The following is a 20294-nucleotide window of genomic DNA, read 5'->3' as shown; positions in this document are numbered from 1 at the left end:
CACGAAGGCACGATGGATGAGTGAGGCGAGTGTCGCCGTACACGCCGACCCGGACCTGCTGGCGCAGGCCGTGGCGGCGCGGTTGGTGGTGAAGCTGCTCGACGCGCAGGCGGACCGAGGCCAGGCGTCGGTGGTGCTGACCGGCGGGCGGATCGCCGCGGCGGTCTACCGGGCGGTGGCGGCGCTGCCGGCCCGGGACGCCGTCGACTGGTCCCGGGTCGACGTGTGGTGGGGCGACGAGCGGTTCCTGCCGGCCGGTGCCCCGGAGCGCAACGAGACGCAGGCCCGGGCGGCGCTGCTGGACGCGGTGCCGCTGGACCCGGCGCGGGTGCACCCGATGCCGGCCTCGGACGGGCCGGCGGGCAACGACCCGGAGACGGCCGCCGCCGGCTACGCGGAGGAGCTGGCCCGGGCGGCCCGTCCGGGCCACGCCGCGCTCCCCCACTTCGACGTGCTCCTGCTCGGCGTCGGCGAGGACGGGCACGTGGCGTCGGTCTTCCCGGAGCACCCGGTGCACCACGACAACCGCCCGGTCAGCGCGGTACGGGGCAGCCCGAAGCCGCCGCCGGTGCGGACCACGCTGACCCTCCCGGCGATCAACACGGCCGAGGAGGTCTGGCTGGTGGCGGCCGGCAGCGACAAGGCCCGGGCGGTGGGCATGGCCCTCGCCGGGGCCGGGCCGGTGCAGCTTCCGGCGGCCGGGGTGCACGGGGTCGCCCGTACCCTCTGGCTGCTGGACCGGGCGGCGGCGGCCGACGTGCCACCCCGCCTCCGCAGCCTGCGCTGACCGGCAAGGAAGGGCCCCTTCTTAACGCCTGGCGTAGCGCAGGGGCCCCCTCTTAACACCCGTCAGGCGCCGCTGCGGCGGCGGCGGAGCGCAGCGCCACCACGGCGACGCGCCAGACCCGGTCAGGCACGTCCGCGGCGACGGCGGAGCGCAGCGCCACCACGGCGACGCGCCAGACCCGGTCAGGCACGTCCGCGGCGACGGCGGAGCGCGTCGAGGGCCTCGGCGAGGAGCGCCTCCGCCTCCTCGGGGGTACGCCGCTCCTGCACGTACGCCAGGTGGGTCTTGTAGGGCTCGGCGCGGACCTCGCCCGGCGGGTTCTCCGGGTCGGGGCCGGCCGGCTCGCCGCAGCGTGGGCAGTCCCACGTCGCGGGGGTCTCCGCCTCCGCGGCGATCAGGAATCGGACCTGGTGGGAGTTGCGGCACCAGTAGGTGACGGGCCGACGCGGGGCCGGCGCGGTGCGCTCGTCGAAGCGTTCGGGGGCGGACCCGATCCGGGCGCCCCGAATGATGTTGCCACTCGGCACGGCTGCTCGCTCCTGTCGTCGGAGGGGACCGCCGCTCGGGGGTGGGCGGCGGGCGACGCGGTGCAGCGGAAAACAAAACTGCGCGCGGTCCGTGACGGACCGCGCGCAGATTGTACGACTCGACGCGCTGACTCAGGCGCCGCTGCTGAGCTGGAGTCGGAGCCAGAGCCCGATCCCGACGACGCAGGCGAACCAGACAATCCCCACCAGAACGGTGTAGCGGTCGAGGTTCTTCTCGGCGACCGAGGAGCCGGCCAGGCTGGAGCTGACGCCGCCGCCGAACATGCTCGACAGACCGCCACCCTTGCCGCGGTGCAGGAGGATCAGCAGGGTGAGCAGGATGCTCGTGATGACCAGCAACACGATCATCGTGTAGGCGAACCAGATCGGCATGGCGGGGGTCAGTCCTCTCGTTGCGATCACTGCCCGTTCGGGGACGGTGGCACCGACCGGTGGGCGGGCAGCGTCAAGGATAGCGAGCGATCAGCGGGCGATGTGCTCCGGGAACCGGCAGATCTGCGCGAATTCCTCGGCGTCCAGGCTGGCGCCCCCGACGAGGGCCCCGTCCACGTCCGGCTGGGCCATGATCGAGGCGACGTTCGACGCCTTGACCGACCCGCCGTAGAGGATCCGGACCTGCGCGGCGGTGCCCGCGTCGAAGGTCTCGACGAGCCGCTTGCGCACCTCGCCGCAGACCTCCTGGGCGTCCTCCGGGGTCGCCGTCTTGCCCGTGCCGATCGCCCAGACCGGCTCGTACGCGACGACGACCTTGGTGACCTGCTCCGGGGTGAGCCCCTTCAGCGCGCCGTCGAGCTGGTCGCAGCAGTGCACGACGTGCCGCAGCTGCTCCCGGACCTCCAGGCCCTCGCCGATGCACAGAATCGGGGTGAGGCCGTTCGCCAGCGCCGCCGCCACCTTCGCGTTGACGATCGCGTCATCCTCGTAGTGGTACTGCCGCCGCTCGGAGTGGCCTACCACCACGTAGGTGCAGCCCAACTTGGCCAGCATCGGCCCGGAGATGTCCCCGGTGTACGCGCCCGACTGGTACGGCGACAGGTCCTGCGCGCCGTAGCCGATCAGCAGCTTGTCGCCGTCCACCGCGGTCTGCACGGTCCGCAGGTCGGTGAAGGGCGGCAGCACGACCGTCTCGACGTCGGTGAGCTGCTTCTCGGTGAGGCTCGCGGCCAGCTTCTGCACCAGCAGGTTGGCCTCGAGGTGGTTCAGGTTCATCTTCCAGTTGCCGGCCATCAGCGGCCGGCGGATGGTGCTCGCCATTCAGTTCTCCAGGGCCGCGATGCCGGGGAGGGTCTTGCCCTCCAGGTACTCCAGGGAGGCGCCGCCGCCGGTGGAGATGTGATCGAACGCGGACTCGTCCAGCCCGAGCGTCCGCACCGCGGCCGCGGAGTCACCCCCGCCCACCACGCTGAACGCGCCGGACTTGGCGATGGCCTCGGCGACCCCGCGGGTGCCGTTGGCGAACGCCGCCATCTCGAACACGCCCATCGGGCCGTTCCAGAAGACCGTCCGCGCCTGCTGGAGGGCGGCGGCGAACCCGGCCACCGTCTCCGGGCCGATGTCCAGCCCGACCCGCTTGTTGGGGATGCCGTCCGCCGGGACCGTGTGGTGCTCGGCGTCCGGGGCGAAGGCGACCGCCGCCACCACGTCGACCGGGAGCATGATCTTGCCCGGCTCGCGCTCCATCAGGTTGCGGCAGGTCTCGACCATCTCCTCCTCGAGCAGCGAGCTGCCCACCTCGTGGCCCTGGGCCTTGAGGAAGGTGAAGCACATCCCGCCGCCGATGAGCAGCCGGTCGACCTTGGGCAGCAGGGCCTCGATCACGGCCAGCTTGTCGGAGACCTTCGAGCCGCCCAGCACCACCACGTACGGCCGCTCCGGCTCGCCGGTCAGCTTGCTGAGCACCTCCACCTCACGCAGCACCAGCCGGCCGGCGAAGTGCGGCAGCCGGGCCGGCACGTCGTAGACGCTGGCGTGCTTGCGGTGCACGGCGCCGAAGGCGTCGTCGACGTACGCCTCACCGAAGGCGGCGAGCTGGTCGGCGAACGCGGCCCGCTCGGCGTCGTCCTTGCTGGTCTCGCCCTTGTTGAAGCGGAGGTTCTCCAGCAGGGCGACCTGGCCGTCGGCCAGGCCCTCCACGGTGGCCCGGGCGGAGTCGCCGACGGTGTCCTCGGCGAAGTGGACCGGCGCGCCGAGCAGCTCACCCAGCCGCCCGGCGACCGCGCGGAGGCTGAACTGCGGGTCCGGCGTGCCCTTCGGCCGGCCGAGGTGCGAGCAGACGACCACCTTGGCGCCGGCCTGCACCAGCGCGCTCAGGGTCGGCAGCACGGCCCGGATCCGCCCGTCGTCGGTGATCTCACCGGTCTGCTTGTCGAGCGGGACGTTCAGGTCGGCGCGCACCAGCACGCGCCGACCCGACACCCCCTCGCCGAGCAGGTCGTCGAGGTTGCGGATGCTCACAGCGACGAACCCACCAGCTTGGCCAGGTCGACCAGGCGGTTCGAGTAGCCCCACTCGTTGTCGTACCAGCCGACGACCTTGACCTGGTTGCCGATCACCTTGGTCAGCGGCGCGTCGAAGATGCAGGACGCCGGGTCGGTGACGATGTCCGAGGAGACGATCGGGTCCTCGTTGTAGACCAGGATGCCCTTCAGCGGGCCGTCCGCGGCCGCCTTGAGCGCGGCGTTGACCTCGTCCACCGTGGTCTCCCGGCCGACCGTGACGGTCAGGTCGGTGGTGGAGCCGGTCGGGATCGGCACCCGCAGCGCGTAACCGTCCAGCTTGCCCTTCAGGTCCGGCAGGACCAGGCCGATCGCCTTGGCGGCACCGGTCGAGGTCGGCACGATGTTGAGCGCGGCGGCCCGGGCCCGGCGCAGGTCCTTGTGCGGGGCGTCCTGCAGGTTCTGGTCCTGGGTGTACGCGTGGATGGTGGTCATCAGACCGCGCTCGATGCCGAACGTGTCGTGCAGCACCTTGGCCATCGGGGCGAGGCAGTTGGTGGTGCAGGATGCGTTCGAGATGATGGTGTGCTTGGCCGGGTCGTACTGGTCCTGGTTGACGCCCATGACCACGGTGACGTCCTCGTTCTTCGCCGGCGCGGAGATGATGACCTTCTTGGCCCCGCCGTCGATGTGCGCCTTCGCCTTGGTGGCGTCGGTGAAGAAACCGGTGGACTCGATGACGACGTCGGCGCCGACCTCGCCCCACGGCAGCTTGGCCGGGTCCTTCTCGGCGTACGCCTTGATGGTCTTGCCACCGACGGTGATCTCGTCGGCGGTGGCCTTCACCTCGTGCGGGAGGCGGCCCAGGATGCTGTCGTACTTGACAAGGTGGGCGAGCGTCGCGTTGTCGGTCAGGTCGTTGACCGCCACGACCTCGATGTCAGCGCCGGACGCCAGCACTGCCCGGAAGAAGTTGCGGCCGATCCGGCCGAAGCCGTTGATGCCAACCCGGATGGTCACAGGTCCCATCTCCTCGCGTTCTGGTCCGCCGGCGTCAGACCACGGCCGGCGGAGGTGTGTGCGCCGACCGTTGGAGCCGGCCGTTGACGATTCATCTCGGCCACCCCGCCGCGGTCCTGGGGACCTGACCGCCCGAGGCGGTGAGCACGACGAGGAGTGCCTGTGCCGGCCCCCTTGCCGTACGCAGCGACCATATCCGAGCGCGCGCCGCTCCGCTGCGGCGGGTGGTGATCCCGTCGCATCGTCGACTCGCCGCGGTCCCCGACGACGCGAGCGGTAACGCGCGGTAGGTGCTGGCTCGCTCGCTACGCTCGCTCGCGGAGTGACGCCTCACCGTCCTATCAGACCACGAGCATGTCCGGCGTGACGGCTGCTTCCGTATCCGGGATGCCCAGGTCGCGGGCCCGCTTGTCGGCCAGCGCGAGCAGCCGGCGGATGCGGCCGGCGATGGCGTCCTTGGTCAGCGGCGGCTCGGCGAGCGCGCCCAACTCCTCCAGCGAGGCCTGCCGGTGCTCCAGGCGCAGCTGCCCGGCCGAGGTGAGGTGGTGCGGGGCGTCGTCGGCGAGGATCTCCAGTGCCCGGGTGACCCGAGCGGCGGCGGCCACCGCGGCGCGGGCCGAGCGGCGCAGGTTGGCGTCGTCGAAGTTGGCCAGCCGGTTGGCGGTCGCCCGGACCTCCCGGCGCACCCGGCGCTCCTCCCAGGCCAGCACGCTGGAGTGGGCGCCGATGCGGGTGAGCAGGGCGGCGATCGCGTCGCCGTCCTTGACCACCACCCGGTCCACCCCGCGCACCTCGCGGTTCTTGGCGGTGATGCCGATCCGGCGGGCCGCGCCGACCAGCGCCAGGGCCGACTCCGGGCCGGGGCAGGTGATCTCCAGCGCGCTGGAGCGGCCGGGCTCGGTGAGCGAGCCGTGCGCCATGAACGCGCCCCGCCAGGCGGAGACCGCGCAGCAGACGTTCGCGGCCACCACGTGCGGCGGCAGCCCACGCACCGGGCGCCCGCGGACGTCCAGCAGGCCGGTCTGCCGGGCCAGCGCCTCGCCGTCCTTCACCACCCGGACGATGAAATGGCTGCCCTTGCGCAGCCCGCCGGAGGCGAGCACGTGGATCTCGCTCGGGTAGCCGTAGACCTCGGCGATCTCCCGGCGCAGCCGCCGGGCGACCGCGCCGGTATCCAACTCCGCCTCGACCACCACGCGGCCGGAGACGATGTGCAACCCGCCCGCGAAGCGCAGCAGCGCGGCCATCTCCGCCCGCCGGCAGCAGGGCTTGGGCACGTCGACCCGACTCAGCTCGTCCTTGACCGCCGCGGTCATCGCCATACTGCGCCCCCTCACGGACCGGTTCCGGCGTGTCGCCGGTGATTACGTACGTGTCTAACGATCGGCACCCAGGACAGGCACCAGTGCGGCGCCCAGGGCGGCTGGATCATGACGGGGCGTGCCGTCGGTGACGGCGACGGGAGCGAGGACCAGCCGGGCACCCAGCGATTCTGCCGCACGCTCGACCGCTTCGGGGTCACCCACCGCCGTCGAGTCGGCCAGCACCATGTCCACCTTCAGCTCAGGCAGATAGCGCCCGAGGGTGTCCAGATGGTCGGGCAGGGAGAGCCCGAGCGTCTCCTTCTCCGCCACCAGGTTGAGCGTCACCAGCCGTCGCGCCGGGCTGGAGACGACCGCGTCGGCCAGCCCCGGCACCAGCAGATGGGGCAGCACACTCGTGTACCAGCTGCCCGGCCCGAAGATCAGCCAGTCGGCGGCGCGGACCGCGGCCACCGCCTCCGCGCAGGCGGCCGGCGCGGCCGGGGTGAGCCGCAGCGACTCGACCCGCCCGGAGGTGACCGCCACCTGGTGCTGGCCGCGCACCGTGCGTACCTCGTCGGGGCGGTCCGGGTCGGCGCCGCGCACCCGGGCCTCGATGTCCACCGGCTCGCAGGACATCGGCAGCACCCGGCCGACCGCGCCGAGCATCGCGCCGGCGTGGTCGAGCGCGGCCACCGGGTCGCCGAGCAGCTCCGTCAGCCCGTTGAGCAGCAGATTTCCGACCGCGTGCCCGGCCAGGGAGTCGGCCGTTCCATCGCCGTCGCCGGCGGTGAAGCGGTGCTGGAAGAGCGCCGCGCTGCGCCGGGTGGCCGGGTGGTCGCCGGCCAGTGCCACCAGCGCCTGCCGCAGGTCACCCGGGGGCAGCCCGCCGCGCTCGGCGCGCAGCCGGCCGCTGGAGCCGCCGTCGTCGCCGACGGTGACCACCGCCGTGATGTCCAGGTCGAGTTCGGGTACGCAGTGCCGCAGCGCCCGCAGGGACGCCGACAGCCCGTGCCCGCCGCCGAAGGCGACCACCCTGGTCGGGGTCATTCCCGCCCCAGGTCCCGGTGCTGGGCGTTGGCGGCGATGCCGGAGCGGCGCAGCCGGGCGGCCAGCTCCTCGGCGATCGCGACGCTGCGGTGCTTGCCGCCGGTGCAGCCGACGGCGACGGTCAGGTAGCGCTTGCCCTCCCGCTCGAACCCGGCGGTGGTGGCGTTGACCAGGTCGGCGTACCCGGCCACGAAGGCGTCCGCGCCCTCCTGGCCCAGCACGTACGCGCTCACCGCCTCCTCCCGCCCGGTGTGCTCGCGCAGCTCGGGCACCCAGTACGGGTTGGGCAGGAAGCGGGCGTCCATCACGAAGTCAGCGTCCGGGGGGAGGCCGTACTTGAAGCCGAAGGAGAGCACGGTGATCCGCAGCCGGCGGGAATCCTCCCCGCCGAACAGCTCCTCGACCCGGCGGCGGAGCTGGTTCACGTTGAGGTGGCTGGTGTCGATGATCACGTCGGCCTGGTCCCGGGCCTCCTCCAGCAGCGCCCGCTCGACGGCGATGCCGTCGGCCAGCCGCCCCTCGCCCTGCAACGGGTGGGAGCGGCGGACGCTCTCGAAGCGGCGGATCAGCACCTCGTCGTCGGCGTCGACGAAGACCACCCGGGGCTGGAAGCCGCGCTCCCGAAGCTCCCGGATCGCGCCGGCGAGGTCGGTGGAGAAGGCGCGGGAGCGGACGTCCAGCACCATGGCCGTACGCCGGGCCGCGCCGCCGGCCTTGAAGGCCAGCTCGGCCATGTCCAGCATGAGCGCCTGGGGCAGGTTGTCGACCACGTAGTAGCCGACGTTCTCCAACGCCCGGGCCACGGTGCTCCGGCCGCCACCGGAGAGGCCGGTGACGACCACCAGGGTGGTCTCGGCCTCGGCCGGCGCCGGACGGCCGAGGGCCGTCTCCGTGCCGGTCGGCACCAGGTCTCCCGTCCGCGCCTCGCTCACCCGCTACCCCCAAGCCGTGGCGCCGCGGCCGGTCGGCCGCGCATGGTCAGTCAGCGACTCTAACGGCTGCCACCCCGTCCGGGATTCCACGGGGTGACGGCCGGAACACCATGCTGCCCGGTTTGTCGGGTTGTCCGGCCGAACCTGTCGTACCCTCGACAGCCCGGCCGGCCGACCCGGGCCGGCGGCGCCGCGCGCTGCCGGGCGGTGTCGGCGGTCGCTCGTAGACTGCGCCAATGGTCTCCCCCACCGGTCCGCGGACCGAGGACGCGCTGCGGGTGCTCAACCGGGTGTTCGGCTACGACACCTTCCGCGGCTTCCAGCAGCAGGTGGTCGAGCACGTGGTGGACGGCGGCGACGCGTTGGTGCTGATGCCGACCGGTGGCGGCAAGTCCCTCTGCTACCAGATTCCGGCGCTGGTCCGAGCGGGCGTCGCGGTGGTCGTCTCGCCGCTGATCGCGCTCATGCAGGACCAGGTAGACGCGCTCACCGCCGTCGGCGTCCGGGCCGGCTTCCTCAACTCGACGCAGGACCTCGCCGAGCGGCGCCGCGTCGAAGCCGCCTTCCTCGCCGGCGAGCTGGACCTGCTCTACCTCGCCCCGGAGGCCCTCGCGGTCCGCTCCACCGTCGCCCTGCTGGAGCGGGGGCGCATCGCGCTCTTCGCCATCGACGAGGCGCACTGCGTGTCGCAGTGGGGGCACGACTTCCGCCCCGACTACCTCAACCTGTCGATGCTGCACGAGCGGTGGCCGGAGGTGCCGCGCATCGCGCTGACCGCGACGGCCACCCGGGCCACCCGGACCGAGATCGCCACCCGGCTCAAGCTCACCGACGCCCGGCACTTCGTGGCCAGCTTCGACCGGCCCAACATCCAGTACCGGATCGTGCCGAAGCGGGAACCGCGCAAGCAGCTGCTCGGCCTGCTGCGCGACGAGCACCCCGGCGACGCCGGCATCGTCTACTGCCTCTCCCGCGCCTCGGTCGAGAAGACCGCCGAGTTCCTGGTGCAGAACGGCATCCCGGCGCTGCCCTACCACGCCGGGCTGGACGCGGCGACCCGGGCGGCCAACCAGCAGCGTTTCCTGCGCGAGGACGGGCTCGTCATGGTCGCCACCATCGCCTTCGGCATGGGCATCGACAAGCCCGACGTCCGCTTCGTCGCCCACCTCGACCTGCCCAAGTCGGTCGAGGGCTACTACCAGGAGACGGGCCGCGCCGGGCGCGACGGGCTGCCGTCCACCGCCTGGCTGGCCTACGGGCTGCAGGACGTGGTGCAGCAGCGCAAGATGATCGAGACCTCCGAGGGCGACCTGGCGCACCGGCGCAACCTCGCCACCCACCTGGACGCGATGCTGGCCCTCTGCGAGACGGTCCGCTGCCGCCGCGCGCAGCTCCTCGAATACTTCGGCGAGACCACGCCCGGCGGCTGCGGCAACTGCGACACCTGCCTCGAGCCGCCCGAGTCGTGGGACGGCACGGTCGCCGCGCAGAAGCTGCTCTCCACCGTCTACCGGCTCGACCGGGAACGCAACCAGCGGTTCGGCGCCGGGCACTGCGTCGACATCCTGCTCGGCAAGCACACCGACAAGATCGACCAGTACGGCCACGACTCGCTGAGCACGTTCGGCGTCGGCGCCGAGCTGCGCGAGACGGAGTGGCGGGGGGTGGTGCGGCAGCTGCTCGCCGAGGGCCTGCTCGCCGTCGAGGGTGACTACGGCACCCTGGCGCTGACCGCGGTCAGCGGCGAGGTGCTGGGCCGCCGGCGTACGGTCACCATGCGGCGGGAGCCGGAACGGTCGGCGTCCAGCCGGTCGGCCAAGCCCCGGGGCGCGGCCACCGTGGTCGCCGACCTCGGCCCGGCCGCCACCTCGGTCTTCGAACGGCTGCGCGCCTGGCGAGCGGCCACCGCGAAGGAGCAGGGCGTCCCGGCGTACGTCATCTTCCACGACGCCACGCTGCGGCAGATCGCCAACGAGCCGCCCGCCTCGCTGGCCGAGCTGTCGCGGATCAGCGGCGTCGGCGAGAACAAGCTCGCGAAGTACGGCGAGGCGATCCTCGCCGTCCTCGCCGAGGGCTGACCGGTCGCAGAGACGACGAAGGGCCGACCCCTTGTGGGGGTCGGCCCTTCGTGTTCGCTCCTGTCAGCGGTTGCCGGTCAGGAGGCGCTGTAGCCGCGGGTGGCGATCCAGTCGGCGAGGTTGTCGACGGTGATGCGGTAGGAGGCCATGTTCGGGTCGGCGGAGTCGGCGATGGTCACGGTGTGGCCGTTGTCGCGGTAGCCGACGACGCTGATGTAGTGGCCGCCTTCGAAGGAGTGGGTGTTGCCGTCGGTGTCGGTGGTGGTGCCGGCGATGTTGGCGACCACGGCCCGGCCGTCGTCGATGGTGCGGACGATGTCGGCGCGCAGGGTGTCGGTCTGCTTGTCGTCGGCCTTGGGGGTGCGGATTTCCACCGAGTGGTAGGCGTTGGTCTTGCCGGTTTCCTTGTTCAGGACCGGGGTGATGTCGTTGATGCTGTTGGTGCCGTTCTCGGTGGTGCCCATTTCCTTGGCCATGGCGTCGACGTTGATGTTCTTGCCCTGCACGGACAGGGCGTTGCGGGTGGCGGCGGGGCCGCAGTAGTAGAAGTTCGGCTGGGCCTCGTAGCGGACGTTGAGTTCCCGCTCGCCGTGGCCCTTGCGGTCGGTGCTCACCTGGGCGGCCTTGTCGGCGGGGGCGGCGTGGGCGGCGATGGCGGGGCCGGCGATGCCACCGGCGGTGGCGGCGACACCCGCAGCGGTCAGGACGGTCTTACGCAGAATGTCGGTACGCATGATGAAGTCACGCCTTCCGGTTGGGGGTATTGCGGCCATCGCACAAAGGGGGGGTGTGCGGGTGGCCGCGAACAAGAAGTCTTTCGGGGTTCGCCCGGCGATCAGGGGGTGACCTGCTCGGGCGGCCCGGGGATGTAACGACCGGTGGCGGGGAGTGATTCCCTCGGCTCGTCCGGCGCGGACCAGGTGCTGCGCGGTCCGGGGGGATGTAACGACGGGGGCCGGGAGGTCATTCCCACCGGCTGCCCGGGGCGGGCCTTCGCGGCCCGGGGAGGTAACCACGACCGGCGGCCGGTCATTCCGCCCGACCCGAGGGCCGGACTGGTTGCCGCGCGGTCAGCCATGTACAACGACCCCGGCCCCGGCATCATTCCGGGTCCGGCCGCCCCACCCCCTGGCGCAAAACTGTGCGAACCAGACATCAGGCATAGAGGTGACACCACCCACCGCTCGGTCGGACACGAACCGGACATCGTGCACCGGTGGCACCAGCCACGGCCCCGCAACGCCCAATGGTCGGCTCGCAGCGATATGCCTCAGAGGCATATTTATGGGTCTTGTGTCGGATGTGTGGGTCAGCGGCCGGGGAGTTGGGGCCGGTGGCCGCCGAGGCTGAGCATGGCCAGGGCGATGAGGGCGTCGGGGGAGTGGAAGCCGAAGGCCATGCGGGTGAGTAGGCGGATCTTGGCGTTGACGGACTCGATCCGGCCGTTGGACATGCCGTGTTCGATGGCGGCGATGATCGCGTCGCGGTGGCGGGTGACGCGTCGTTGCAGGTCGATGAAGATGTCGATGCGGCTGCGGCGGGCCCAGCCGATCCACCTGTCGAGGGCTTCGACCGCGGCGGTCGGGCTGGTCTTGGCCAGGCTGAAAATGCAGCGCAGGCCTTCCTTGAGCGCCCATGCCCGGTGCAGGCGGGGGTGGGTCTTGGCGATCCAGTCGAGCTTGGCCCGTTGACCCTCGGTCAGGTTCTCCGGGTTCTTCCACAACGCCCAGCGGGTGTTCTTCAACATCCGGGCCTCACCGATAGCGACGCCACGACGGCCGGCCCCACGGCCGGTGGCCTCGTTCCACACCTGCCGGCGAACTCGGTCGACGGCGTCGGTGGCCCAAGCGACGACGTGGAACGGGTCGGCGCAGCGGACGGCGTTCGGGCAGCGACGACGGATGACCGTGGTGATCCAATCGGCGCCGTCGGCGGACACGTGGGTGATCGCGGCCGTGCGCTGCGGGCCGAGCAGGTCGAAGAACGCGTTCAGCGTCGCCGCGCTCTTGCCCGGCGCAGCCCACACCAGCCGACCGGTGTCGTGATCCACCACGACGCTCAGATACCGGTGGCCCTTCTTGTAGCTGACCTCGTCAATACCGATACGACGCAACCCGTCATACCGGTCCTGCAGACCACCGGTGTCTGCCCACACCCGCGCCACGATCGACCCCACGGTGCGCCAACTGATCCGCATCAACCGCGACACCGCCGACTTCGTGGTGTGCACCGCCAACCACGCCACCGTCGCGTCGAACGCCCGAGTATGCCCCGCCCCATGACGAGCCCACGGGACCGCCGCGACCACCACCCCATGCACCGGACACGACACCCGAGGCGCGTCCGCCTCGATCACCGCCCGCACCACGCCCAGATCCAACGCCCGCCACCGACGACGAACACCAGCGTCATACCGCGCACACCGCCGCCCGCAATGCGGACACCGCTGCCGAGCAGCCTTACGCACCCGCACCCGAGCCACCAACACCGACTCGGCCGGGTCGAACTCGACGTCCTCCACCACCGCCTGCTCGACCCCAAGCAGCCCAGCCCATACCCTGGCAGAACGCACGCCGTTCTCCCACCCATCCAGTTCTGACCTTCGACAAGCCAGAACCTAGGCAGGACAACGGCGTGCGCCATCAACGACGCACCGCACCACCCACAGATGCGCCACAAGACCCATATTTATGCCTCTGAGGCATATCGCTCTCAAGGCTTGTGCCACCCTGACGCGCCACCGCGCTGCACCGGACTGGCCAGGCGGCCCGGCCGGCTCGGGCTGGGCGGACGACCGACGCGGACGGCGACAAGCCACCACGGTTGGTGCCACTGCCTCCGCGCCTCAGCACGGGCACATCCGGCAACGGACCCGACATCCAGGTCGGAGGCGACGGGCGAACCCTTTCGCTCCCTTCCATGCCTTGGGTGGGACGCCGCAGCGGGGTCAGGAGGTGGTGGACGTCCTGCTGTCCTGGTCGAGGGCGGACAGGATCGCCTCTGCGGTACGCCGGCCGACGCCGGGCACCTCGGTGATCTCCTCCACGGTGGCGGTGGAGAGCCGCTTGAGCGAGCCGAAGTGCCGCAGGAGCGCCTTGCGGCGTACCTCGCCGAGGCCGGGGACGTTGTCCAGCGCCGACTCGGTCATCCGCTTCGAGCGCCGCTGCCGGTGGAAGGTGATGGCGAAGCGGTGCGCCTCGTCGCGGACGCGTTGCAGCAGGTAGAGCGCCTCCGAGGTGCGCGGCAGGATGACCGGGAACTCGTCGTCGGGCAGCCAGACCTCCTCCAGCCGCTTGGCCAGGCCGCAGAGCGCCACGTCGTCGATGCCGAGCTCGGCGAGGGCCTGCGCGGCCGCCGCCACCTGCGGTGCGCCACCGTCGACGACGACCAGCTGCGGCGGGTACGCGAACTTGCGCGGCCGCCCGGTGGTCGGGTCGATGCCGGGCCGGTCCGGGTCGCTGGCGGTCTCCTCGCCGATCTCCCCGGTCTCGGCTCGAGCGTCGAGGTAGCGGGCGAAGCGCCGGCGCAACACCTCGGACATGGCGGAGAGGTCGTCGGTGGCGCCGCGGACGATGAACCGCCGGTACTCGCTCTTGCGGGGCAGCCCGTCCTCGAAGACGACCATGCTGGCGACCACGTCGGTGCCCTGGATCTGGGACACGTCGAAGCACTCGATGCGCAGCGGCGAGGTGCGCATGCCGAGCGAGTCGGCGATCTCGTCGAGGGCCTTGCTGCGGGTGGTCAGGTCGCCGGCCCGCTTGAGCTTGTGCCGGGCGAGCGCATCCTTGGCGTTGCGCTCCACGGTTTCCAGCAGCGACCGCTTGTCGCCGCGCTGCGGCACCCGCAGCGACACCCGGCTGCCCCGGTGGGCGGAGAGCCAGTCGGCGAGCGCGTCGACATCGGCCGGCAGCGCGGGGACCAGCAGCTCCCGGGGGACGTCGGCCTCGCCCTGCTCGCCGCCGTAGACCTGGGTGCAGAAGTGGTGCACCAGGTCGCCCATCGTCACGTCCTCGGTCTTCTCCACCACCCAGCCGCGCTGGCCCCGGACCCGCCCGTCGCGGACGTGGAAGACCTGGACCGCGGCCTCCAGTGGGTCGTCGGCGAAGGCCACCACATCGGCGTCGGTGCCGTCGCCGAGCACCACCGTCTGCTTCTCCATGGCCCGCCGCAGCGCCGCGAGGTCGTCGCGCAGCCGGGCGGCCCGCTCGAACTCCAGCTGCTCGCTGGCCTCCAGCATCTCCCGTTCCAGCCGCCGCACCATGGTGTCGGTGCGGCCACCCATGAAGTCGCAAAAGCCGTTGACGATCTCCCGGTGCCGCTCGGCGGTGACGCTGCCGACGCAGGGCGCCGAGCACTTGCCGATGTAACCCAGCAGGCAGGGCCGGCCCACCTGACCGGCCCGCTTGAACACTCCCGAGGAGCAGGTCCGCGCCGGGAAGACGCGGAGCAGCAGGTCCAGCGTCTCGCGGATCGCCCAGGCGTGCGAGTACGGCCCGAAGTAGCGCACCCCCTTGCGCTTGGCGCCGCGCATCACCTGCAGCCGTGGGTACTCCTCGTCCACCGTGACCGCGAGGTACGGGTACGACTTGTCGTCGCGGTAGCGGACGTTGAACTTCGGGTCGTACTGCTTGATCCAGGTGTATTCCTGCTGGAGCGCCTCGACCTCGGTGGCCACGGTGATCCAGTCGACCGACTCGGCGGTGAAGACCATCTGCCGGGTGCGCTGGTGCAGGTTGACCGGGTCGGCGAAGTAGGAGTTGAGCCGGCTGCGCAGGTTGCGCGCCTTGCCGACGTAGATCACCCGGCCGGTGCCGTCGCGGAAGCGGTAGACCCCTGGCGACTCCGGGATGGTGCCGGGCGCGGGACGGTAGGTCGAGGGGTCAGCCACGCAGCAAGCCTAGTCCGCACCTCCGACACCCACCCCGCCACACGCCCGCCCGGCCGGCCGCGCATGGATCATGAGGTTGGCGGCGGCGAAGGTGATCGACATCGCCGCCGACCTCATGATCGACCAGGCGCCGGGCGGGCCGGTCAGGTCAGGCCAGGGTGATCTGCTCGCCGGTGACCTTGATGTTCTTCGCAGCCAGCGGTCGGGTGGCCGGGCCATGCTTCACCGAGCCGTCGCTGATCGAGAAGCGGCTGCCGTGGCAGGTGCAGTTGATGGTGCCGCCGTCGACGTTGGACACCGGGCAGCCCTGGTGGGTGCAGATCGGGTCGAAGGCCTTGAACTCCCCCGCCGCCGGCTGAGTGATCACCACGCCCCTGGCGGCGAACACCGCCCCGCCACCGACCGGGATGTCGGTGGTGCGGGCCAGCGGACCGGTGCTGTCCCGGTCGCCGCCCTCGGCGCCCCCGGCGCCGGTCGCGCCCGGGCCGCCGCTGGTCGGCGCGGAGCCGCCCGGGCCCGAGTCGTCGTCGCTGCCGCAAGCGGCGAGGACCACCGCCGCCCCGACCGCGCCGGCCCCCGCGAGCAGGGCACGCCGCGTCTGCGTACCCGGTCCGGTCAGCACCTGGTCGTCACTCATGTCCGGCCTTTCTCTCGACTGCCGCCACCCGTCATGATCCGTGGCCACACTCTGGAACACGGACCAGGGTCGCGCATGGTTCATACCGACGCGCCACCAATCGGATATCTGAGCAGATATCGGAAACGGGCGGGCCGTCCCCGGCCCGCCCGTCGTACCCGTCGCTCAGCGCGCCCCGGCCGGCACCTTGCGGGTACGCGACTTCGCCGCGCCGCCGTTCGCCTTGGCCGCCCGCGTGGTGGCCGCCTTGGCGCCCTTCGCCGCGCCGTCCAGCTTGAGCATCGGGCGCAGGAACTGGCCAGTGTGGCTCTCCGGCACCTCGGCGACCTCCTCCGGGGTGCCGGTGGCCAGCACCGTGCCGCCCCGGTGGCCGCCCTCCGGGCCCATGTCGATGATCCAGTCCGCCGTCTTGATCACGTCGAGGTTGTGCTCGATGGTGATCACGGTGTTGCCCTTGTCCACCAGGCCCTCGAGCACCATCAGCAGCTTGCGGATGTCCTCGAAGTGCAGGCCGGTGGTGGGCTCGTCGAGCACGTAGACCGTCCGCCCGGTGGAGCGCTTCTGCAGCTCGGAGGCGAGCTTGACGCGCTGCGCCTCGCCGCCGGAGAGCGTCGGGGCGGGCTGGCCCAGCCGGACGTACCCGAGACCCACGTCGACCAGCGTCCTGAGGTGCCGGTGGATGGCGGGAATGGCGGAGAAGAAGTCGGCCGCCTCCTCGATCGGCATGTCCAGCACCTCGGCCACCGTCTTGCCCTTGTAGTGCACCTCCAGGGTCTCCCGGTTGTACCGGGCGCCCTTGCACACCTCACAGGGAACGTAGACGTCCGGGAGGAAGTTCATCTCGATCTTGATGGTGCCGTCGCCGGAGCACGCCTCGCAGCGCCCGCCCTTGACGTTGAACGAGAACCGGCCCGGGCCGTACCCCCGGACCTTGGCCTCGGTGGTCTCGGCGAAGAGCTTGCGGATGTGGTCCCAGACGCCGGTGTAGGTGGCCGGGTTCGACCGCGGGGTCCGCCCGATCGGCGACTGGTCGACACCGACGACCTTGTCCACGTGCTCCAACCCGGTGATCCGGGTGTGCCGGCCGGGCACCAGCCGGGCGCCGTTGATCTGGTTGGCCAGGACCGCGTAGAGGATGTCGTTGACCAGCGTCGACTTGCCGGAGCCGCTGACCCCGGTGACCGCGATGAGCTGGCCGAGCGGAAAGTTCACGGTGAGGTTGCGCAGGTTGTGCTCGCGCGCCCCGTGCACCACCAGCTCGCGGCCAGGGGTCTGCGGGCGGCGCATGACCGGCGTCGGGATGGTCTTCCGCCCCGACAGGTACGCCCCGGTGACCGACTCGTCGTTCTCCAGCAGGGCCGGCACCGAGCCGCTGTGCACGATCTTGCCGCCGTGCTCGCCCGCGCCGGGGCCGATGTCGACGATCCAGTCGGCCACCCGGATGGTGTCCTCGTCGTGCTCCACCACGATCAGCGTGTTGCCCAGCCCACGCAGCCGCAGCAGGGTCTCGATCAGCCGGTGATTGTCCCGCTGGTGCAGGCCGATGGACGGCTCGTCGAGCACGTAGAGGACGCCGACCAGGCCGGAGCCGATCTGGGTGGCGAGCCGGATGCGCTGCGCCTCGCCGCCGGAGAGGGTGCCCGCCGGCCGGTCCAGGGAGAGGTAGTCCAGCCCGACGTCGAGGAGGAACTTCAGCCGGGCGTTGATCTCCTTGAGCACCCGCTCGGCGATCATCCTCTGCCGGTCGGTGAGCTCGATGCCGGCGAGCAGCTCCGCCGCCTCGCCGACGGAGAGGTTGCAGACCTCGGCGATGCTCTTGCCGGCCAGGGTGACCGCGAGCACCTCCGGCTTGAGTCGGGTGCCGCCGCAGGCCGCGCAGGGCACGTCCCGCATGTAGCCCTCGTACTTGTCCCGCGACCATTCCGACTCGGTGTCCGAGTGGCGGCGCTCGATCCACTGCACCACGCCCTCGAAGCCGGTGTAGTAGGAGCGCTCGCGGCCGTACTTGTTGCGGTAGCGGACGTGCACCTGGTCGTCGGAGCCGTGCAGGATCGTCTTCTGCGCCCGGGACGGCAGCTTGCGCCACGGGGTGTCGACGTCGAAGTGCTCGGCCTCGCCGAGCGCCTCCAGCAGGCGCAGGAAGTATTCCAGGTTGTGCCCGGTCGCCCAGGGCTGGATGGCGCCCTCGCGCAGGGTGCGCTCCGGATCCGGGATGACCAGCTCCGGGTCGACCTCCTTCTTGGTGCCCAGGCCGGTGCACTCCGGGCAGGCGCCGTAGGGGGCGTTGAAGGAGAAGACCCGGGGCTCCAGGTCCTCGATGGCGAGGGGGTGGTCGTTGGGGCAGGCCAGGTGCTCGGAGTAGCGGCGCTCCCGGTCCGGGTCGTCCTCCGGCAGGTCGACGAAGTCGAGCAGGACGATGCCGCTGGAGAGGCCGAGGGCCGCCTCGACCGAGTCGGTCAGCCGCTGCTTGGCGCTGGGCTTGACGCTGAGCCGGTCGATGACCACCTCGATTGTGTGCTTCTCCTGCTTCTTGAGCTTCGGCGGCTCGGTCAGCGGGTGCACCACGCCGTCGACCCGGGCCCGGGCGTAGCCCTTCGCCTGGAGCTCGGCGAAGAGGTCGACGTATTCGCCCTTGCGACCGCGCACCACCGGGGCGAGCACCATGAACCGGGTGCCCTCGGCCATGGCGAGCACCCGGTCGACGATCTGCTGCGGGCTCTGCCTGGAGATCCGCTCGCCGCAGATCGGGCAGTGCGGCTCGCCGATCCGGGCGAAGAGCAGGCGGAGGTAGTCGTAGACCTCGGTGATGGTGCCGACGGTGGAGCGCGGGTTGCGCGAGGTGGACTTCTGGTCGATGGAGACCGCGGGGCTGAGGCCCTCGATGAAGTCGACGTCGGGCTTGTCCATCTGGCCGAGGAACTGGCGGGCGTACGACGACAGCGACTCGACGTAGCGCCGCTGGCCCTCGGCGAAGATGGTGTCGAACGCCAGGCTCGACTTGCCCGACCCGGAGAGCCCGGTGAAGACGATCAGGGCGTCCCGGGGCAGGTCGAGACTGACGTCACGCAGGTTGTGCTCGCGCGCGCCACGGATGATCAGTCGGTCGGCCACGGTGCGTGTGCTCCCGGAGAAAGAATGTGAGGCGGATCTGTCCGCTCAGCACGTGGTCTGAGCGGTTTCGAGGGTTGTCGAGGCGCAGAAAAGACGCCTGGGCAACTCTAGCCCCGAGGTACGACAACTTTCGCCGCGCGCACATTCCCCCAGCTCAGCGCGGTCGGGCGGGACGCAACGCAGCCCGCCCGACCGGATCGCCGTGGTCAGAATCCACCGGGGCCGGGCGGCGGCGTCGGACGCGCCGTCCGCCGCCGGCCACCCCGCCAGCTCCCCCGCCGCTCGGCGGCCACCCGGGCCTCCCGGCGGCGGCTCTCGTACGCCACCTCCCGCTGCAGCCGGCGCCAGCTCTCCCAGCGCCGGACCGGCAGCTCCCCGCTGTCCAGCGCCGCCCGCACCGCGCAGGCCGGCTCGGCCTCGTGCGCGCAGTCGGCATACCGGCAGCCGGTGGCCAGCTCGGCGATGTCCGTGAAGGCCCGGTCCAGGCCTACCGTGCCGTCCAGCAGGCCGACCGCCCGGACGCCGGGGGTGTCCAGCACCGCGCCCCCGTCCGGCACCGGCACCAGCGCCCGCCAGGTGGTGGTGTGCCGGCCCTTGCCGTCCACCCGCCGGATCGCCTGGGTACGCATCACCTCCGCCCCGGCCAGCGCGTTGACCAGGCTCGACTTGCCGGCGCCGGAGGGCCCGAGCAGCCCGAGGGTGCGCCCCGGCGCGACGTACCGGCGCAGCGGTTCCAGCCCGACGCCGCGCTCGGCGCTGACCGGCAGCACCGGCACCCCGGGGGCGAGGGCGGCGAGTTGCCGGGCGACCGCCGCCGGGTCGGCGGCCAGGTCCGCCTTGGTGAGCACGACCAGCGGCTCGGCGCCGGACTCGTGCGCCAGGGAGAGCAGTCGTTCGATCCGCGCGGCGTCGGGCTCCGGGTGCACCGGTTCGACCACCGCGGCGGCGTCGAGGTTGGCGGCGAGCACCTGCCCGCTGGCGTCCTTGCCGGCGGTGCGGCGGACCAGCGCGGTGCGCCGGGGCAGCACCGTCTCCACGGTCACCGGCCCGTCCGGCCAGGTGGCGAGCAGCACCCAGTCACCGGCGCAGGGCAGCGCGGTCAGGTCGCGGGCGGCCGCGGCCAGCACGGCCCCGCCCAGGCTGGCCCGCACCGGCCCCTCCGGACAGAGCACGGTGCAGATCCCGCGGTCGACGCGGGCCACCCGGCCCGGTCGGTGGTCGGTGCGCCGTCGTACGTGGGTCGCCCAGTCGGCGTCCCAGCCGAGGGCGGTCAGATCGAGTGTCATGGTGTCCTCATCGGTGTCGAGGGGGTTCATGGCGGAACACGCGTGCTACGACCGGCATGCTCACCACCTCCCTCCGACTCCCGGTGCCGCGTATACGACGACTTCAGCCCGGCGCGTCTGACGCCGCTACCCGAAGCCGTCGGGCCGACGGTAGGGGGCACGCCGACAAACCGAAAGCGATTTCCCCGGCGACGTGGCGACGCGGTACCGCTAGGGTCGGT

General features: G+C 71.9%; 17 protein-coding genes. 2 read left to right on the top strand and 15 right to left on the bottom strand.

Translation table 11 applies throughout. From position 1 onward, the window contains the following. The first annotated feature begins 16 nt into the window (after positions 1-16). Positions 17-787, top strand: a complete 771-nt coding sequence (pgl, locus tag Q2K19_RS20880; RefSeq protein ID WP_302763071.1) for a 6-phosphogluconolactonase — start codon at positions 17-19, stop codon at positions 785-787. A gap of 52 nt (positions 788-839) precedes the next feature. Here pgl and Q2K19_RS20875 read toward each other — a convergent pair whose 3' ends face one another. The 9 genes from Q2K19_RS20875 to rapZ form a co-directional block, all read right to left on the bottom strand. Then, entirely contained in the window at positions 840-977 is a 138-nt protein-coding gene (locus tag Q2K19_RS20875) for a hypothetical protein (protein WP_302763070.1), read from the bottom strand. Further along, the gene (locus Q2K19_RS20870) at positions 970-1314 is read right to left on the bottom strand and encodes an RNA polymerase-binding protein RbpA (RefSeq protein WP_302763069.1); all 345 of its coding nucleotides are present in this window, start codon (positions 1312-1314) and stop codon (positions 970-972) included. Before Q2K19_RS20870 ends, Q2K19_RS20875 begins: the two co-directional genes overlap by 8 nt. Positions 1315-1446: 132 nt before the next feature. Continuing rightward, the gene (gene secG, locus Q2K19_RS20865; RefSeq protein ID WP_302763068.1) at positions 1447-1707 is read right to left on the bottom strand and encodes a preprotein translocase subunit SecG; all 261 of its coding nucleotides are present in this window, start codon (positions 1705-1707) and stop codon (positions 1447-1449) included. Between the two features lie 90 nt (positions 1708-1797). Further along, positions 1798-2589 carry a triose-phosphate isomerase gene (gene tpiA / locus Q2K19_RS20860; RefSeq protein WP_302763066.1) on the bottom strand — a complete coding sequence of 264 codons (792 nt, stop codon included), beginning with the start codon at positions 2587-2589 and terminating at the stop codon, positions 1798-1800. Continuing rightward, on the bottom strand, positions 2590-3789 hold the full coding sequence (locus Q2K19_RS20855; protein ID WP_302763064.1) for a phosphoglycerate kinase: 1200 nt from the start codon (positions 3787-3789) through the stop codon (positions 2590-2592). After that, positions 3786-4790: a type I glyceraldehyde-3-phosphate dehydrogenase gene (gene gap / locus Q2K19_RS20850; protein WP_302763063.1), complete on the bottom strand. Its 1005-nt coding sequence runs from the start codon at positions 4788-4790 to the stop codon at positions 3786-3788. Before gap ends, Q2K19_RS20855 begins: the two co-directional genes overlap by 4 nt. 341 nt (positions 4791-5131) lie before the next feature. Next, on the bottom strand, positions 5132-6112 hold the full coding sequence (gene whiA, locus Q2K19_RS20845) for a DNA-binding protein WhiA (protein WP_302763062.1): 981 nt from the start codon (positions 6110-6112) through the stop codon (positions 5132-5134). Positions 6113-6166: 54 nt separating this feature from the next. Next, the gene (locus Q2K19_RS20840; RefSeq protein WP_302763061.1) at positions 6167-7141 is read right to left on the bottom strand and encodes a gluconeogenesis factor YvcK family protein; all 975 of its coding nucleotides are present in this window, start codon (positions 7139-7141) and stop codon (positions 6167-6169) included. After that, positions 7138-8046, bottom strand: coding sequence for an RNase adapter RapZ (gene rapZ / locus Q2K19_RS20835; RefSeq protein WP_302772674.1), 909 nt, complete (start codon positions 8044-8046; stop codon positions 7138-7140). Before rapZ ends, Q2K19_RS20840 begins: the two co-directional genes overlap by 4 nt. Before the next feature lie 263 nt (positions 8047-8309). Here rapZ and recQ point away from each other — a divergent pair, with 263 nt between their 5' ends. Beyond that, the gene (gene recQ, locus Q2K19_RS20830; RefSeq protein WP_302763060.1) at positions 8310-10151 is read left to right on the top strand and encodes a DNA helicase RecQ; all 1842 of its coding nucleotides are present in this window, start codon (positions 8310-8312) and stop codon (positions 10149-10151) included. Between the two features lie 77 nt (positions 10152-10228). Here recQ and Q2K19_RS20825 read toward each other — a convergent pair whose 3' ends face one another. The 6 genes from Q2K19_RS20825 to rsgA form a co-directional block, all read right to left on the bottom strand. Further along, complete coding sequence (locus Q2K19_RS20825) at positions 10229-10885, bottom strand: C39 family peptidase (RefSeq protein ID WP_302763059.1); 657 nt, start codon at positions 10883-10885, stop codon at positions 10229-10231. A gap of 575 nt (positions 10886-11460) precedes the next feature. Beyond that, positions 11461-12723 carry an ISL3 family transposase gene (locus Q2K19_RS20820; RefSeq protein WP_302762472.1) on the bottom strand — a complete coding sequence of 421 codons (1263 nt, stop codon included), beginning with the start codon at positions 12721-12723 and terminating at the stop codon, positions 11461-11463. A 375-nt stretch (positions 12724-13098) separates the two neighbouring features. Next, on the bottom strand, positions 13099-15039 hold the full coding sequence (gene uvrC / locus Q2K19_RS20815; protein ID WP_302763058.1) for an excinuclease ABC subunit UvrC: 1941 nt from the start codon (positions 15037-15039) through the stop codon (positions 13099-13101). A gap of 148 nt (positions 15040-15187) precedes the next feature. Continuing rightward, the gene (locus Q2K19_RS20810; protein WP_302763057.1) at positions 15188-15676 is read right to left on the bottom strand and encodes a Rieske (2Fe-2S) protein; all 489 of its coding nucleotides are present in this window, start codon (positions 15674-15676) and stop codon (positions 15188-15190) included. A gap of 165 nt (positions 15677-15841) precedes the next feature. After that, positions 15842-18787: an excinuclease ABC subunit UvrA gene (gene uvrA / locus Q2K19_RS20805; protein ID WP_302763056.1), complete on the bottom strand. Its 2946-nt coding sequence runs from the start codon at positions 18785-18787 to the stop codon at positions 15842-15844. A gap of 206 nt (positions 18788-18993) precedes the next feature. Then, positions 18994-20073, bottom strand: coding sequence for a ribosome small subunit-dependent GTPase A (rsgA, locus tag Q2K19_RS20800; protein ID WP_302763055.1), 1080 nt, complete (start codon positions 20071-20073; stop codon positions 18994-18996). Positions 20074-20294: the final 221 nt, after the last annotated feature.

Origin of the sequence: Micromonospora sp. NBRC 110009, from assembly GCF_030518795.1 — a bacterium.
GTDB lineage: Bacteria > Actinomycetota > Actinomycetes > Mycobacteriales > Micromonosporaceae > Micromonospora.
The sequence above is the reverse complement of the archived record's forward strand: the minus strand, read 5'-3'. Positions and strand labels throughout refer to the sequence as shown.

Bases quoted from the DNA above. Each gene is read 5' to 3' on its own strand.
- pgl (WP_302763071.1), top strand. From the start codon at position 17: ATGAGTGAGGCGAGTGTCGCCGTACACGCCGACCCGGACCTGCTGGCG.
- secG (WP_302763068.1), bottom strand. From the start codon at position 1,707: ATGCCGATCTGGTTCGCCTACACGATGATCGTGTTGCTGGTCATCACG.
- tpiA (WP_302763066.1), bottom strand. From the start codon at position 2,589: ATGGCGAGCACCATCCGCCGGCCGCTGATGGCCGGCAACTGGAAGATG.
- whiA (WP_302763062.1), bottom strand. From the start codon at position 6,112: ATGGCGATGACCGCGGCGGTCAAGGACGAGCTGAGTCGGGTCGACGTG.
- Q2K19_RS20840 (WP_302763061.1), bottom strand. From the start codon at position 7,141: ATGACCCCGACCAGGGTGGTCGCCTTCGGCGGCGGGCACGGGCTGTCG.
- recQ (WP_302763060.1), top strand. From the start codon at position 8,310: ATGGTCTCCCCCACCGGTCCGCGGACCGAGGACGCGCTGCGGGTGCTC.
- Q2K19_RS20825 (WP_302763059.1), bottom strand. From the start codon at position 10,885: ATGCGTACCGACATTCTGCGTAAGACCGTCCTGACCGCTGCGGGTGTC.
- Q2K19_RS20810 (WP_302763057.1), bottom strand. From the start codon at position 15,676: ATGAGTGACGACCAGGTGCTGACCGGACCGGGTACGCAGACGCGGCGT.
- rsgA (WP_302763055.1), bottom strand. From the start codon at position 20,073: ATGACACTCGATCTGACCGCCCTCGGCTGGGACGCCGACTGGGCGACC.